General features: G+C 50.7%; 15 protein-coding genes. 3 read left to right on the top strand and 12 right to left on the bottom strand.

Going from position 1 to position 15,392, the window contains the following annotated elements; all coding sequences use genetic code 11:
• Nucleotides 1-24: 24 nt before the first annotated feature.
• The 6 genes from PsAD13_RS22100 to PsAD13_RS22125 all read right to left on the bottom strand — a co-directional run bounded on the left by PsAD13_RS22100 (nt 25) and on the right by PsAD13_RS22125 (nt 4,535).
• Nucleotides 25-237, bottom strand: coding sequence for a DUF3892 domain-containing protein (locus PsAD13_RS22100; protein ID WP_063319490.1), 213 nt, complete (start codon nt 235-237; stop codon nt 25-27).
• 115 nt (nt 238-352) lie between these two features.
• Entirely contained in the window at nt 353-727 is a 375-nt protein-coding gene (locus PsAD13_RS22105) for a hypothetical protein (protein ID WP_063319491.1), read from the bottom strand.
• Between the two features lie 217 nt (nt 728-944).
• On the bottom strand, nt 945-1,178 hold the full coding sequence (locus PsAD13_RS22110; protein ID WP_063319492.1) for a type II toxin-antitoxin system prevent-host-death family antitoxin: 234 nt from the start codon (nt 1,176-1,178) through the stop codon (nt 945-947).
• Between the two features lie 604 nt (nt 1,179-1,782).
• On the bottom strand, nt 1,783-2,760 hold the full coding sequence (locus tag PsAD13_RS22115; protein WP_063319493.1) for a calcium/sodium antiporter: 978 nt from the start codon (nt 2,758-2,760) through the stop codon (nt 1,783-1,785).
• 94 nt (nt 2,761-2,854) lie between these two features.
• Nucleotides 2,855-3,655, bottom strand: coding sequence for a sulfite exporter TauE/SafE family protein (locus PsAD13_RS22120; protein WP_057465702.1), 801 nt, complete (start codon nt 3,653-3,655; stop codon nt 2,855-2,857).
• Nucleotides 3,656-3,752: 97 nt separating this feature from the next.
• Complete coding sequence (locus tag PsAD13_RS22125; protein ID WP_063319494.1) at nt 3,753-4,535, bottom strand: sulfite exporter TauE/SafE family protein; 783 nt, start codon at nt 4,533-4,535, stop codon at nt 3,753-3,755.
• Nucleotides 4,536-4,698: 163 nt separating this feature from the next.
• Between PsAD13_RS22125 and PsAD13_RS22130 the strand changes: the two genes are divergently transcribed.
• Complete coding sequence (locus PsAD13_RS22130; RefSeq protein ID WP_063319495.1) at nt 4,699-5,271, top strand: thioesterase family protein; 573 nt, start codon at nt 4,699-4,701, stop codon at nt 5,269-5,271.
• Nucleotides 5,264-5,947, top strand: a complete 684-nt coding sequence (locus PsAD13_RS22135) for a glutathione S-transferase (protein ID WP_063319496.1) — start codon at nt 5,264-5,266, stop codon at nt 5,945-5,947. The genes PsAD13_RS22130 and PsAD13_RS22135 overlap by 8 nt, the downstream gene beginning before the upstream one ends.
• On the opposite strand, the gene PsAD13_RS22140 is transcribed toward PsAD13_RS22135, so the two are convergent.
• Entirely contained in the window at nt 5,931-6,587 is a 657-nt protein-coding gene (locus PsAD13_RS22140; RefSeq protein WP_063319497.1) for a class I SAM-dependent methyltransferase, read from the bottom strand. The genes PsAD13_RS22135 and PsAD13_RS22140 overlap by 17 nt on opposite strands.
• 83 nt (nt 6,588-6,670) lie before the next feature.
• Nucleotides 6,671-7,417 (bottom strand): pyridoxamine 5'-phosphate oxidase family protein, encoded by a 747-nt coding sequence (locus PsAD13_RS22145; RefSeq protein ID WP_063319620.1) that lies wholly within the window; start codon nt 7,415-7,417, stop codon nt 6,671-6,673.
• Between the two features lie 326 nt (nt 7,418-7,743).
• On the opposite strand from PsAD13_RS22145, the gene PsAD13_RS22150 reads away from it, so the two are divergent.
• Nucleotides 7,744-8,232: a BA14K family protein gene (locus tag PsAD13_RS22150; protein ID WP_057465821.1), complete on the top strand. Its 489-nt coding sequence runs from the start codon at nt 7,744-7,746 to the stop codon at nt 8,230-8,232.
• A gap of 107 nt (nt 8,233-8,339) precedes the next feature.
• Here the strand turns inward: PsAD13_RS22150 and PsAD13_RS22155 are convergent, their stop codons facing one another.
• The 4 genes from PsAD13_RS22155 to metF form a co-directional block, all read right to left on the bottom strand.
• The gene (locus PsAD13_RS22155) at nt 8,340-9,149 is read right to left on the bottom strand and encodes an extensin family protein (protein ID WP_063289968.1); all 810 of its coding nucleotides are present in this window, start codon (nt 9,147-9,149) and stop codon (nt 8,340-8,342) included.
• Nucleotides 9,150-9,755: 606 nt separating this feature from the next.
• Nucleotides 9,756-10,352: an NAD(P)H-dependent oxidoreductase gene (locus tag PsAD13_RS22160; protein WP_063302563.1), complete on the bottom strand. Its 597-nt coding sequence runs from the start codon at nt 10,350-10,352 to the stop codon at nt 9,756-9,758.
• 281 nt (nt 10,353-10,633) lie between these two features.
• On the bottom strand, nt 10,634-14,380 hold the full coding sequence (gene metH / locus PsAD13_RS22165) for a methionine synthase (RefSeq protein ID WP_063302564.1): 3,747 nt from the start codon (nt 14,378-14,380) through the stop codon (nt 10,634-10,636).
• Between the two features lie 90 nt (nt 14,381-14,470).
• Nucleotides 14,471-15,391, bottom strand: coding sequence for a methylenetetrahydrofolate reductase [NAD(P)H] (gene metF, locus PsAD13_RS22170; protein ID WP_063289971.1), 921 nt, complete (start codon nt 15,389-15,391; stop codon nt 14,471-14,473).
• Between the last annotated feature and the right edge of the window lies 1 nt (nt 15,392).

Raw genomic sequence — 15,392 nt, forward strand, 5'->3', positions numbered from 1 at the left:
CGTGATTAGTAATCGCAAACATCTCTATTTATCGCGATTTACGTTATCTCTTTCAGAACCATCTGGATTATCACGTGCATATTCACGGTCATTAATCGTCACTACATGAGCACCGGGATGTTCGCCGCGCTTAATTTCAGCCACCACATTACGACGCGGTACGTTTTTGCGATTTCCGATGTCATAATGCTCATTCCGACCACCAGGGCCATCACCCCGACCTTTAATCTTAGTCACTTTAAGCCTCTCTTTCGTAAAAGTTGCATAAAATGATATAGTACTCGCTAAACTCATTTCAAGAGAAACGTTAATATTTAGTCAGGCCTTACTAAGCGAGACCAACCACACACCGCTAAGCAAACCAAGCTTGCCAGATAAAGCTCGAAACCGTATTGATGAATATTCCAAAAATAATTCCCCAAAAGAGTTGCCACTTTGAAATCCCATACTTGAAGCGTTCCCATCTATCGTAGGTGCGTAGCCATCGAAGTCCTTTATCTGTCAGGAAATAGCTGCCTGACCTAAACTGTTTTTGATTAATCGCGACGAATGTAAGATGATCAACTAAGCCCAATTCAACCAGCTTTTCAGTTGTCGAAGAGACATCTTGTCCCTCTATTGTCGACTTAATTTCATGAGGTTCACAACCACTTTTAATTTGCTTTAGAATAGGTCGAATAAAATCGATGTCTTCAAGAGCATGTGGGCGTGAATGATGTTCTGACATCTGATTTCCTTAATCGGATACATAGGTCGTGGCTCTTCCGATCTAAAACTGTGATTATAGAAACTGTTAAACAAAAGCTATACAGACAGGTCAATAACCTTCTGCTAGCTCCTAATTAAGATGACTCGCCAACCTTAGCAAAATCGTCTTCCTGCGCTTAGAGAAAACAAGAAGGCTCAACTTCAGATTTACAGCAACTGGCAGCTCAGCCAGCGCCTCATTCATCACCCTCAAAGCCAGAAGTAACCTCTTTAATCTCTTCATTAAAGTCATCAGCCAGCTTGATCTGCCCCTCGAAGCGCCCGGGCCTGCGCGGTTTCAGCTCTCTCTTATGCGGTACAAGGTCAAGGTAAGGTTTCCCTGCTTTGGTAATCACAACACGCTCCCCGTGCCAAACTCTCTCGCCAAGTTTGGATAGATTAGCCCCCGCTTCATGCATGTTGATCTTCATAGCACTCGTCCTTAGCTAAACTTGGCTAATCATAGCTCAAAGAGCAGAAGTCCGCCAATCTATCCTACCACAAACACCAACACCACCACATGGCATCCCATGCAGTGTTGGACCAGAGTTCCCGATAGTCGGGATGAGCAAGGCGGCAGGCAATGCCTGCGCTATTTATTAAATAATGTTTCTTCGGCATCAGCTACACGCCTTGCCCGGACTTTCTTTAAATGAACAACGTCGCCTCTTTTGCCTATAAGGCACGATAGTCAGTTTCCTGAAAAGAAGGTGGCTTATCCAGACACGTTTCCATGCCCAAACAGTTCCTCCGTCTTTGACAGACACGTCAGCAAAAGTGGATTTCCCACCGGTACATCTGCACCTGTCACCGCGTGATACCCTATAGTCCTGGGCCCTTCCCCTCAAACCATGCGGTCACGTTTGAAGTTCGGTTCACCGGACCACTGAAAGGTGCGTTACGTCTTCCAACAGCCCAACCCAGCCTACGACAAACTGACGGTCGCTCCGCCAGCAGCCCGTTACGTAGGCATAGGTTCACAGTATGGGAGGAATTCAGGAGGGGAATAAGTTTTTCCAAAAACGCTTTGCAGCATCACGCAATACCAACTGCAGCACGTAGGCCGGGCATAAGCTGAAAAACCATATAAGCTGCGTAACAGCACAGGAAGAACACGCCTTCCCTGCGGCTCACTCGCCAGCCGGTAATGCAGGCAATCGCCATCAGCACGACTGTGCCCACCATCACCCAGATATCCACTTGCGCGATCTCAGAGGGCACCGGGATTGGCACAACAAGGGCTGTTACACCGCCAATGCCGAAAATATTGAAGATGTTGCTGCCAACAATATTGCCAAACGCAACCTCGGCATGGCCTCGCACCGCAGCTATGGCCGAGGTGACAAGCTCTGGCAAAGAAGTGCCGATCGCAACCAGCGTCAAACCAATCACCGCATCGGAAACCCCAAAATGATGCGCAATTTCAACGCTGGATGACACCAGCAAACTCGCTCCAATAACGATGCCAACCACACCGACAGCAAAAATCGCAAGCCCCGCCCAGATGGAAAGGTTCGGATAGCTCGCCTGATCAGCCTCAGCCTCATGAATCTGAGCCGCTGCCTTTCCCGCTTTGCGTTCCGACCAATAGCTGAAGAGTGTATAGGCCAGCAGCAGGCCAATCAGAACGAAACCAGCCCATCGGGACAAATATCCCGTCAGAATGACGCCCATCAAGATCAGGCTTGAAAGCACAAGCACGGCACCATCACGCTGAAACGCTTCCCGGTTCACCGCAATGGGTAAGATCACTGCCGTAATACCTAAAATGAGCAGCACATTGGCGATGTTGCTGCCCACAATGTTGCCAATGGCAACACCGGGGTAACCAGCAAGCGCGCCCTGCAAACTGGCCACAAGCTCCGGCATGGATGTGCCAAAGCCAACAAGTGTCAGCCCGATAAACAGTTTGGAAACACCCAGACGCGTCGCAACAGCCACACTGCCGCGCACCAGTGCTTCACCGCCAACAAGCAGCAGCACAAGCCCCCCAACCAATTGAAGGATCACCATTTTCTGAAAACTTTCCTTAAGCGCAGTTCGCGCTTGCGGTTTAGACTGATGTGCAATTGGGTATCCTTCAATCAGATTGCAAGAAGGTTGGTCATCACATTACATTCAGCCAAACCTCTTTGATAATGAGGCCGAGACCAGAAAAAAGCATCATCACCAGCACGCAATAGCGGAACAGGATCGGGCTGAAGCGCCGGCCAAGATAGTTACCACTCTTGGTGCCGATATAGACAAAAACCAGCCCGGTGATCGAAATCGCAAAAGCACCAAGATGCAACAGGCCCATGTATGTCAGACCAAGGATCATCATGACTGTCACGACTGTGAAGAAGCTATTGATCGTTTGAATGAAATGGCTGCGTGGCAGATCGAGAGACACCAAAAACGGTGTGATCGGCATCAACTGTGAGCCTGTCATCCCCGTCAACAATCCGGTTGAGAATCCAGACAGCGAACTCCCAGCTTTCTCCCAATGCGTTTTCAGCTTCAGGTTCTTGGAAAGCAGCGCATATCCCACAAACGCCATGATGATAAATCCCAGCAGGATTGTCAGCCAATGCGTGGACGCCCACCCCAAAAACCAAAGACCAATGACAACGCCCGGTACCGAGTAAAGATAAATCCGCCAGAAGCGAGAAAAAGATTCCCGAAAATGCCCGGCTTCATAAACCAGTATGAGATCACTGATGAGCCCCGGTATCACAATAAGCGGAATGCCCTTCTTCAAACCCACCGTGTAAGCGAGAACAGCAAGGCAGATTGTTGTAAACCCAAGCCCTGCAAGGCCTTTCACAAAAGCTGCAAAGAAGAACGTGAACATGATGATGGCAATCTCAAAGGCCGTATAACCGAGATACTCCGCCGCCATTGCCATGTCTGCTTCCATATCCATCATGCAGCAGAGCCTAAGCGTGAACCTGCAACAATCTCTAACATCTCAATCTGCAAACTGAAGGGATCCATCAACCACCAGTTAGCTTAGAGCGTGGCCGCTAAAATCCTTTGACCAACAAGCTCAATCCAAGCCCGAACAAAAGCAGCAGAATAGACGCCCTGAAAACCGACGGCGACATCAGCTGGCGCACCACCGAGCCCAGTTTGGTGCCCAGATAGACAAAAGCCAGCCCAAGTGCAGAAACACCAAGCGCACTCAGATCAAGCAGTCCGAGATAGTAAAGACCGCCCGCCATCACAAAGGAGGACAAAGTAAAGGAGCAATTGATCGCCTGCACAAAACGCTCACTGTTGAGATTGAGCGACAACAGATAGGGCATCACAGGCATAATTTGCGAACCGGTAATGCCATTCACCACGCCCGTAATAAAGCCGCTGACAGGCCCAAGGAAGCGCTCCATCTCATAGGAGAGTTTCAGGTGCGGCGTGAAATAAGCAAACAAGGCATAGCTGATAAGCACAAAACCCAGCACCACAACGGCTTCCTGAGCAGGCGCCACATCCAAAAACCAAAGGCCCAGCAGAATCCCCGGCACCGTGGCAAGCAACATCCAGCGAAAGCGATCCACCATCTCCCTGAAAGACCCGGCATCGACCATCACCAGAATATTGCTGGTAATACTGGGCAGTAAGATGAGCGGAATTCCTCTTTTCAACCCCACCGCGTAAACCAGAAACGGCAGACAAGTCGTTGAAAACCCGAGGCCTGTCGCGCCTTTAACGAAAGCTGCAAAGAAAAAAGCGCCCGCAACAGCAGCAAGTTCCGTTGAGCTATACGCAATCTCCCACACAAAGAGATAACTAGAAATATCTTCAAACATCTGGCACAACACACCTGACCTAATAGGAAAGCTAATTCCCTATTGGAAAATCCATTAGATTTTTGTGAAAGCCCGTGAGCTATCACGTGGAGAAGAAATGCAACTCTGGTTTAGACTTATACTTTATTTCATTAAATTCCCTTTTCAGGAAAAACTAGCAGACATGTTCAGCAAGTCTGTCGTCCGATTGCGCGTTCTCCCCTCTGACATTGACATGAACATCCACCTCACCAACAGCCGCTATCTGGCCATGATGGATTTTGGCCGTGTGGATCACATGAGCCGCACCAAGCTCGGCAAAGCGATTTTCCGCAACAAATGGACTCCACTGGCCAACCACGCCACCGTCCGCTTTCGGCGCGAGCTCCCGTTTGGCGAGCCGTTCAAGCTGGAAAGCGAGATTGTGTACTGGACGGATGAGGCCTGTGTGATGGAACAACGCTTCATCTTCACCAAAGGCCCGAAGAAAGACATTGTTGCCGCAACCGGCCTGGTGCGCGTCAGCATGTACGACCGTGCGCAGAAGGCTTTTGTCCCAACCTCAGCGGTGCTGGAAGAGACCGAAACGCAAGCCACCAAACTCCCATTACAGCCGCATATCGAAGCTTTTTTGAAAGAAGAGAAAGCAATTCAGGCCTATGAACGCAAATCCGCTGGCATTGCTCCGGTAGATTCATTAGAAATACCAGCTGCTGAAAACGATCAATCAAAGGCAGACAACAGAAAGCATGGCTGAGCAGACCTCCTTCCCGATCTTGTATTCATTTCGTCGGTGTCCCTACGCAATGCGCGCAAGACTGGGATTGGTCGCAAGCCAGACAACCGTTGCCCTCCGCGAAATCGTGCTGCGCAACAAGCCAGCCCACATGCTGGAAATCTCTCCAAAAGGAACGGTTCCTATCCTGCAACTGACGGATGGAACCGTCATCGAGGAAAGCCTTGAGATCATGCTCTGGGCCTTGCAGAAGAATGATCCTCAAAGCTGGCTCTCTCCAGAGACGGGCACGCTGAAGGAAATGCTGCAGCTGATTGAAGAGATGGACGGCGACTTCAAACGCAATCTGGACAGGTACAAATACTCAACACGTTACGAAGGCGCGGATCCGGACGAGCATTACGCCCTCGCCATCAAGGAACTCTCCAAGCTCTCTAGGTGCCTTGAAAGCTCAGCGTATCTGTTCGGAAACCGCCCAGCTCTCGCAGATCAGGCACTCTTCCCATTCGTGCGCCAGTTCGCCAATGCAGATAAAGAACGCTTTGAAGTAGAAGCCCCTGCAAGCGTAAAAAAATGGCTACTCGAACGGATCGACCAGCCGGATTTTAAAACCGTATTCGGTATAAAATGGAAGCCATGGTCACCCGAGGATGACCTTGTGCTCTTCCCGCAAGAAGTGACTACACACGCCCTTTAAACAGCGCAACTTCGCCAACCACTTCAATCGTCACATCCCTGAAGTACGTTTCCAGATTGGAGCGCAAATCATCAAGGTTGTCTTCAGAATTCGAGAAGATGCCCTTGCTGTTGTAAAAGCCCATCAGCTTACGCGCTGCCCAGTTTGGTTTCTGCCCTTCACCCAAAATGGTTGAGCCAAACAAAATCCCACCGTCATTCAGCAGCGGTCTGAGGTTCTCAAACACCATATACTTCTGCTTCATGGTTCCCGGCAGGCAGTGCAGAAGGTAACCCAGATTGATGCTGTCAAAGTTGGCATCAGTCCACTCAATCGGCTCAAGCACATCAGTCTGTGTCACGCTGACATTCGCCACCACAGAGCGCGCCTTGGCATAGTCCAGACAGGTTTGGTTGAGGTCCATCAGCACCAGACGTGTCTTATCCGGAAAGCGCCCGTGCTCCAAAAAGTAACCACTGCCAACACCCACATCGAGGTGATTGGCACTGACATTGCGATTGAAGAAGCTCAGCGCTTTTGAAGCGGAACAGCGCCACAGAAACGTGTTGGAGAACCGCAGAACCAGCAGGTCATAAATACGCAGAGTTTTGTCGGAGTAGACCTCTGCCCCTGCCGCGCTATCCAAATTCTCTTTGTTCATTTCCGCACCAATCCTGTTTTGCTTCACGCATGCATAGTTGCCATACTAGAACAACAACATGAGCAAAACCCTACGTCATGGTTTTACACAGAACAACCAAGAGTTTGCATCAGCAGCTTTTCTAGCTCCGTAACCGACACTTCCTGATCCCAGGAATGACGGTAAACAGCCTCTCCATCAAAGAAATCAGCCCCCTCACCATCAACGCTCACCAGCCCCCATTTTGAGGCACCAACCTTAAAGGTTTTCGAGGCAAACGCCCCAATATCATCAGCACGGCGCTCATTCATGCGGATAACAAGGTCATGAGCGGTAGCCGCGAGTTGCTCGCGTCCCTCATCAGAAGACAGAACATCCTCGGTATCTAGAAGGAACGCCTTACCAAAGCCGCCGTTCATGTTCACCTGCTCAACATGCAGGCGGTACCAGTCGAAATCAGCAAAATCGACATAGAGCTTGGCCTTTGGGTGCCGCATCAAATAGCGGTTGCGCAGCTCAGTGCACAGCGGATCCCCTTTGCTCAGTCGCTCAAAGCGCCCGATAACGGTCAGCCGCGGATGAGCCAGTGGGTCCCCTTTTCCCGGCTCGCCAATCAGCAAAGACACTCGCTGATCCTGCTCAAGGCATTGAGAATGGTTGGAAAGGCTGGAAGCAAGCATAAACGGCGCACCAACAGCATCCGAGCTGACACCAACACGGCTGACAATAGGGTAGCCGGTCTCTGGCTCCAGAACAGCAAGAGAAGCAAATCTGACAGACCTGATCAGCTTCTTGGCAAGAGCGCGTGCTTCATCGGTGGTTTCACGAATTGGATCTATCTTCTTTTCCATACCAACCTCACTTTTCCCAATCTGACCCTGCTCAGATTCTTGGCTCTTGTCTATCTCCACTTATGCGTATTCCGGAAAAGTGGTCTCCATAATCTGGAGAGGACAACATACTGATTTAAGTAAGATGGATAACGTACTCAACTTAAAATTCGGTAAGAAACCAGCGTCTTAAACATTTTTTCAAACACATAATCAATTGATATATATAGATTTTCTGGCCCATTCATCTACATGAACAGAAGATGAATGGCGCTCTCAAAGAAGGTTCAGGCCACTTCTGGTTAATTAGTCTCAACAAACACGAAATACCGTTTACGGAGACGAAAATGGCTAAAGCATCAGCAGTAATTTCAGTAGCGCTTGCAGGGGCAATGATGTTGCCAGTCGTTTCTGCAGCTCAGGCAGGCCCCAGAAACAATACTTATATTGAAAACAACACTTACGTTGAGAACAACTATTACCATAAGCGTAAGAAGAGAAAGCATAAGAAGCACGGCATCAATGCAGGTGAAGCAGCTGCAATCGGCGTTATCGGTCTGGCGGCAGGTCTCATCATCGGCAATGCAGTGACACCGCAACCTCAGTACGTTGCACCACCACGCCCGGCCTACCGTCCACCAGCGCCAGCGTATCGCCCACCAGCCTACCGTCCGCCAGTGGTGCATCAGCCAGCACCGGTTTATCACGCTCAGGCTGTAGCCCCAGCCCCGTGGTCCCCGGCTTGGTTTGCCTACTGCACCAACAAATACAGAAGCTTTAACCCGAACACCGGCACCTATCGCACGTACTCTGGCAAAAACCGTTTCTGCCAGTAAGCCCTGTCATCACAGAACACGCCCGCTTGAAAGAGATAAAGCCCCGTCTCAATCAGGTGGGCGTTCCCACATCATGCTTTTGAAAAAAGGACTGTGAGCCCGCGCCTTTATTTGCAGACGCGATATTTGCAGCCCTTGCCGTGACAGCCCTGATCGAAGTGTAAGTGGTCTCGGTGATACTTGTCGGCCTCTGGGCCAAGTACGGTCGTGAACCGCTCACAGGCTCCTTTATGTAAGCTGCTCAGGAAACGCACTTCAGCTGAAGACCCGTCCCAGCCCTCTTCAACAGTCACTTCTCGTCCATCAGACAAATAGAAGGCTGCAATATCGATGGCGTTGCCCTTGCCATGCTCTGAGAGCTTCGCGCCGCGTTTGTTATTCCGGCCACGACAAGCATACCCTGCAGCCGTGCGAATGCGCGTGATGGATACACCAAGTTCCCGCCGAGCAGCAGGCACTGCCACATCCTGCAACCAGCCATCCAGCTTTTGTGCCAGCTCGCACTCAATTTGCACTGGCATCGTCAGGCCAATCTCTTGGCCACCACCAACCACAGACCGCAAAGAAACAGGCTGATCAATCCCACATCCGCCCGGCCCGTCAACAGCGTTTGAGATCTCAACACTCCAACCACGGAGCACACACATCCTCGCATCGCTTGCAGGAGGAAAAACACGCTGGTTTTCAAGTGGCACAGGAACGAGAGAAAGCGGCTTGCCCGCAGGAACACGTGAAGGCTGAACACTCACCTTGCTCTGAGGAAGAGGCATCGGAGGCAATAAGGTTACATTGCCCACATAAGGACGAGCTTTTGGCATCGGGGCAGCACTAACGTGTGCAGCGCCGATGCACATACCGATAACCAAAACGGCAGACAAAAGTCTTCCGGCAGCGTTCCCACCTGTCTTGTAACCCACCTCGAAATCCCCGATTTGAACAGACGTTTGCCCGGCGCTGTTCCTGATTCAATGCTGAATATTTCCGTTTTCCCGCCTGAATTGTCATGAATGTTTTAAACTATCCACGCCCAATTCACCCCAGGAAAAGCATGAGTATAGCCCGACGAGTATTCGCGAAGCTGCAGAAAACCTGCATATTGATTTGACAGAGGAAACGCAAGAATTCCCTTGGTCTTTCACAAAACAACCAGAAAGTATCCTCCGGCTTTACACATATTATTCGCTACAGAAATTTTCAGTGATCCTAGGTGCTTTTCTAGCAGTGCCATGAAAAATGGCATTTTTTTGCTTCCTAACGTGGCTTCCGTCACATAAGCTTTAAACAGCTAGTGAGTAACGGGAGATAAATCCATGACTGTCACACGAAGCTTTAACGCCGTCGCAATCACACTTGCATTTGCATTTGTTGGTGCTGTCGTTATCGGCTTGCTATAGTCCCCCTCCCCCACACTGACAAAGTCCTTCACAAAACAAAAATCGAAGGCAAGACTTATCCAGACGCACAAAGAAACCCACCTTGTTACCAAGGTGGGCTCCAGTTGATTAATTGCTTTTGCGTATCAGTTACGCTGCCACAGATGTCAGGCCAACCATTGTGTTCTGCGCTTGTGCAATTGCTGCATCACGGTCAACAGCAACACCTTCCGCTGCAACAACTTCCACATCGCTCACACCAATAAAGCCAAGCACCTGCTTGAGGTAAGGCACTGCAAAGTCTGCTGGAGAGCCAACAGGCACACCGCCAGCTGCCGCAACAATGTATGCCTTCTTGCCTGTCAGCAAGCCCTGTGGGCCGTATTCGGTGTAATTGAAGGTCACACCCACACGTGCAATCTGGTCAACCCATGCCTTCAAAACAGCAGGCACAGAGAAGTTGTAGATCGGCGCACCAATAACCAGCACATCTGCCGCTTTCAGCTCCGCAATGAGTGCATCAGAAAGCGCAAGGCCTTCTTTCTGCTCTTCACTGCGCTGCTCGTCAGGGGTGTAAGCAGCACCAATCCATGCTTCGTTGATAAACGAAATCGGGGAATTCAGATCACGCTCGATAACGGTGTCACCATTATTGAAGATCTTGGAAGAAAGTTCATCAGAAAGCTGGCGGGTTACGGATGTTGCAGTTGCCGCTGAGCTATGGATCTTCAAAATTGTCTTTTTCATCGGTCGTCTCCTATGCCCCAAACAGGAGCTACAGCGTATCTCCGAAAAGTGGAAACCGGTTTTCGGAGAAAGATACGCAAAACAAAGGCTAAAGCAGTTCATGTGTTTCCACTTAAATGCGAACTGCTTTATTGTCTTCTCCTGAACATACATAATGGAACCACAGCGAATGATTAGATCACTATTTGGAAACAGTCTTTGCACGTCTCAGCGACAATCCGACAAAGAAAAAGGGCTGCGAAAACATCCGCAGCCCCTCTAAATTTCAATGCTTCAAAGCGCTACTCCGCAGCTTCGCGAGCCATCGGGTTGTAGTTCAGGATCGGAGCCAGCCAGCGCTCCGCCTTTGCCAGTTCCCAACCCTTACGCTTTGCATAATCTTCCACCTGATCCCGCTCAATCTTGCCAATGCCGAAGTAGTGGCTGTCAGGGTGGGAGAAGTAGAGACCAGACACAGCAGATCCCGGCCACATCGCGTAGCTCTCAGTCAATGAGATACCTGTCTGCGCTTCCGCATCAAGCAACTCCCAAAGAGTACCCTTCTCAGTATGATCTGGCTGCGCTGGATAACCCGGTGCCGGACGAATACCATCGTAGTCCTCTGCAATCAGATCAACATTAGACAGACCTTCATTCGGCGCATAGGCCCAAAGCTCAGTACGAACCAGTTCGTGCATCCGCTCTGCAAGTGCTTCTGCCAAACGGTCAGCAATCGCCTGAGAGAGGATCTTGTTGTAGTCATCACCAGCTTCGCCGTAGCGCTTGGCAATTTCATCCTCACCAATACCCGCAGTCACAGCAAACCCGCCAACATAGTCCGGGATGCCGCTGTCGATTGGCGCAACAAAGTCCGCAAGAGCCACGTTCCCACGATCAGAGGAACTCCGGTCCATCTGCTGACGAAGGGTATAGAGACGGTTCAGCTCAGTCGTACGGCTCTCGTCGGTGTAAAGCACAAGATCATCACCATCCTGCGCACACGGCCAGAAACCAACCACAGCATTCGCTTGCAACAGATTGCCGTCCACGATCTCCTTCAACATCTCCTGCGCATCATTATAAAGCGCCTGAGCTGCTGGACCATAACGGTCATCTGTCAGCACTGCAGGATAGGCTCCCTTAATCTCCCAGGTGGAGAAGAAAGGTGTCCAGTCAATGTACCTCACCAATTCCTTCAAGGAGACATTGGTAAATGTCTTGGTGCCGATAAACTTAGGCTTGGTTGGAGCATATCCATCAAAGTTTGGCTTGAAGCGATTTGCACGAGCCTTCTCGATAGATGCCCGAACCTTCTTGTTCCGCGACCGCGCATGCTTTTCAGCAACATCCACATATTCCGCGCGGGTTGCATCATAGAGTGCCTCACGCCCACCTTCACTCACCAGACGGGACGCAACACCCACCGCACGCCCAGCATCAGTGACGTAGATCGCCTGACCCTTGGAGTAGTTCGGATGGATCTTCACCGCTGTATGGACACGAGAAGTCGTCGCACCGCCAATCAGCAGCGGAATATCCAGCCCCTCACGCTCCATCTCAGAAGCTACGTGACACATCTCATCAAGCGACGGTGTGATCAGGCCGGACAAACCAATGATATCAACATCATGCTTGCGCGCTTCATCAATGATCTTGGCTGTTGGCACCATCACCCCAAGGTCGATAACCTCAAAGTTGTTACACTGCAGAACAACGCCAACGATGTTCTTGCCAATGTCGTGCACATCGCCTTTCACCGTAGCCATCAGGATCTTGCCGTTGGATGAGCTCTCATCCAAGCCACTGCGACGCTTTTCCTCTTCAAGGAATGGCATCAGATAGGAAACAGCAGCCTTCATCACGCGGGCGGATTTCACCACCTGCGGCAGGAACATTTTACCAGCGCCAAACAGATCACCAACCACGTTCATGCCATCCATCAATGGACCTTCAATCACATGCAGCGGACGATCAAAGTTCTGGCGAGCTTCTTCCGTGTCTTCCACGATAAAGTCAGTGATACCGTGAACCAATGAGTGCTCAAGACGCTTGGCAACAGTTGCCTCACGCCAGCGCAGATCAACCTCACGTTTCTTTCCACCCGGACCTTTAAACTTCTCAGCAGCTTCGAGCAGACGATCCGTGGAATCTGAACGGCGGTTCATAACCACATCTTCACAAAGCTCACGCAACTCAGCAGGAAGGTCATCATAAACAGCCAGCTGACCAGCATTCACAATGCCCATATCCATACCAACCTGAATGGCATGGTACAGGAACACAGAGTGCATCGCTTCACGAACCGGCTCATTCCCGCGGAAGGAGAACGACAGGTTGGAAACACCACCAGAAATATGAGCGTGTGGCAAGTTCTCAGAGATCCACTTGGTCGCTTCAATGAAGTCCAGACCATAGTTGTCATGCTCTTCAATACCAGTCGCAACCGCAAAGATATTCGGATCAAAAATGATATCCTGAGGCGGGAAACCAACCTTATCTACCAGCACATCATAGGAGCGTTTGCAGATGTTGATCTTGCGCTCAAACGTGTCAGCCTGACCCGTTTCATCAAACGCCATCACAACAACAGCAGCACCATAACGGCGGATCAGCTTAGCCTGCGCGATGAAGTTCTCTTCCCCTTCTTTCAGGGAGATCGAGTTCACCACAGCCTTACCCTGCACACACTTCAGGCCAGCTTCAATGACAGTCCACTTGGAGCTGTCGATCATCACTGGAACCTTGGCAATATCCGGTTCAGCCGCAATCAGGTTGAGGAAGGTAACCATAGCTTCTTCACTATCAAGAAGCCCCTCATCCATGTTGATGTCGATGATCTGCGCACCATTCTCAACCTGAGAGCGGGCAACATCCAGCGCTGCATTGTAGTCATCGTTCTTGATCAGTTTGCGGAACCGCGCAGAGCCCGTCACGTTGGTACGCTCACCCACGTTGACGAAGTTCACTTCCTTGGTGAACGTGAACGGCTCCAGACCGGACAGACGCATCAGGCGCGGCACTTCTGGCAAAGCACGCGGCTTCAAGCCTTCCATAGCATCCGCAAGGGCCTTAATGTGATCCGGCGTCGTACCACAACACCCGCCAACCACGTTGACCAGCCCAGACTCGGCAAACTCTTTCATGAGGCCAGCCATGTATTCTGGGCTCTCATCGTATTCACCAAACTCATTCGGCAAACCCGCATTCGGATAAGCACAAACAAGAGTATCTGCAACACGGGAAATCTCATCCACGTGCGCACGCATTTCCTTGGCACCCAGCGCACAGTTTAAGCCAACCGTAAACGGCTCCGCATGACTGACAGAGTTCCAGAACGCTTCTGGTGTCTGACCCGACAATGTACGGCCAGACAGATCAGTAATCGTGCCGGAGATCATGACCGGCAGCTTGATGCCTTTTTCCTCAAACACCTGATCAATCGCGAACAAAGCCGCTTTTGCATTCAAGGTGTCAAAGATGGTCTCAACAAGAATGAGATCACAGCCACCATCAACCAGACCACGGGTCGCTTCAGCGTAAGAGTCCTTCAGATCATCAAAGGAAACTGCACGGAAACCTGGATTGTTCACGTCTGGAGAGATCGAGGCCGTCCGGTTTGTTGGACCAAGCCCACCAGCCACAAACCGGCGGCGGGACGGATCAATTGCCTTCATCTGCTCAACAGCTTCACAGCAAAGGCGGGCACCTTCCTTGTTCAGCTCATAAACAATGCTCTCCATCGCATAGTCAGCCTGTGCGATAGAAGTCGACGAGAACGTGTTGGTCTCAATGATATCTGCGCCCGCTTTCAGATACTGCAGGTGGATATCACGAATGGCATCTGGCTGGGTCAGGATCAGAAGATCGTTGTTCCCTTTCAGATCCTGGTTCCAGCTCTTGAAGCGCTCACCTCGGAACTGCGCTTCATTGAACTGAAGATTCTGGATCATAGTTCCCATGGCGCCATCCAAAACAAGGATACGTTCCTTGGCGGCTGCTTCTAGGGCTGCAAAAATGTCCGAACCGGTCTTTTTCACCTGCAAACTCATGGGATCCGATCTTTTCTAGTCTTTATTTTTTGCGGGTCACGATTGGGGACCGTAATCCGACAAATATCTTTTTATGTACGTGGATTGGGTTTAGGCAGCGACAGATGCTTTCACATCCTGTTTTGCCCGAAGACCAAGCATGTGGCAGATCGCGTAAACGAGGTCTGCTTTGTTCATTGTGTAGAAGTGGAAGTCCTCAACACCATCATCCGCAAGGCTCATCACCTGCTCAGCAGCAACAGCCGCCGCAACCAGTTCACGGGTGCGAGGGTCGTCATCAAGACCATCAAACCGGTGCGCCAGCCAACCTGGAACAGATGCTCCAGTCTTCTTTGCAAAGCCGGAAATGCCCTTGAAGCTGGTCACTGGCACGATACCCGGAATAATCGGGATCGTGATGCCAGCAGCCCGAACACGGTCCACATAGCGGAAGTAATGATCATTATCGAAGAAGAACTGCGTGATCGCACGGGTCGCGCCCGCATCCACTTTCGCCTTCAAAACATCCAGTTCCGTCTCCCAGCTTGGAGATTCCGGGTGTTTCTCAGGATAGGCAGAAACAGAAACCTCAAAATCACCGATGGAACGAATGGAAGCTACCAGATCAGCGGTAGACTGATATCCACCTTCATGCGGATGATACTGCTCACCAAGTCCAGCAGCCGGGTCACCACGCAGCGCCACAATGTGGCGAACACCCGCATCCCAGTAAGCGCGAATGACTTCATTCACTTCTTCCTTGGTGGCATCCACACAGGTCAGGTGTGCAGCAGGCTTCAAAGCAGTCTCATTCACAATACGGGAAACCGTAGAGTGAGTACGCTCACGGGTCGACCCGCCAGCGCCATAAGTGACAGAGACAAAGTTCGGGGCCAATGGCTCAAGCCGTTTGATTGATGACCAAAGCTGTTGCTCCATCTTCTCGCTCTTAGGAGGGAAAAACTCGAAAGAAACGGAGATGTCAGAGGCTCCATTGAGCCTAAAACGGCGATCGATACTATGTTCGCTCATA

Origin of the sequence: Pseudovibrio sp. Ad13, assembly GCF_001623225.1 — a bacterium.
GTDB lineage: Bacteria > Pseudomonadota > Alphaproteobacteria > Rhizobiales > Stappiaceae > Pseudovibrio.

Coding starts and splice junctions, on each gene's coding strand:
- PsAD13_RS22115 (WP_063319493.1), bottom strand. CDS start 2,760: ATGGTGATCCTTCAATTGGTTGGGGGGCTTGTGCTGCTGCTTGTTGGC.
- PsAD13_RS22160 (WP_063302563.1), bottom strand. CDS start 10,352: ATGAAAAAGACAATTTTGAAGATCCATAGCTCAGCGGCAACTGCAACA.
- PsAD13_RS22120 (WP_057465702.1), bottom strand. CDS start 3,655: ATGATGGATATGGAAGCAGACATGGCAATGGCGGCGGAGTATCTCGGT.
- PsAD13_RS22105 (WP_063319491.1), bottom strand. CDS start 727: ATGTCAGAACATCATTCACGCCCACATGCTCTTGAAGACATCGATTTT.
- metF (WP_063289971.1), bottom strand. CDS start 15,391: ATGAGCGAACATAGTATCGATCGCCGTTTTAGGCTCAATGGAGCCTCT.
- metH (WP_063302564.1), bottom strand. CDS start 14,380: ATGAGTTTGCAGGTGAAAAAGACCGGTTCGGACATTTTTGCAGCCCTA.
- PsAD13_RS22110 (WP_063319492.1), bottom strand. CDS start 1,178: ATGAAGATCAACATGCATGAAGCGGGGGCTAATCTATCCAAACTTGGC.
- PsAD13_RS22135 (WP_063319496.1), top strand. CDS start 5,264: ATGGCTGAGCAGACCTCCTTCCCGATCTTGTATTCATTTCGTCGGTGT.
- PsAD13_RS22130 (WP_063319495.1), top strand. CDS start 4,699: ATGTTCAGCAAGTCTGTCGTCCGATTGCGCGTTCTCCCCTCTGACATT.
- PsAD13_RS22140 (WP_063319497.1), bottom strand. CDS start 6,587: ATGAACAAAGAGAATTTGGATAGCGCGGCAGGGGCAGAGGTCTACTCC.
- PsAD13_RS22125 (WP_063319494.1), bottom strand. CDS start 4,535: ATGTTTGAAGATATTTCTAGTTATCTCTTTGTGTGGGAGATTGCGTAT.
- PsAD13_RS22150 (WP_057465821.1), top strand. CDS start 7,744: ATGGCTAAAGCATCAGCAGTAATTTCAGTAGCGCTTGCAGGGGCAATG.
- PsAD13_RS22145 (WP_063319620.1), bottom strand. CDS start 7,417: ATGGAAAAGAAGATAGATCCAATTCGTGAAACCACCGATGAAGCACGC.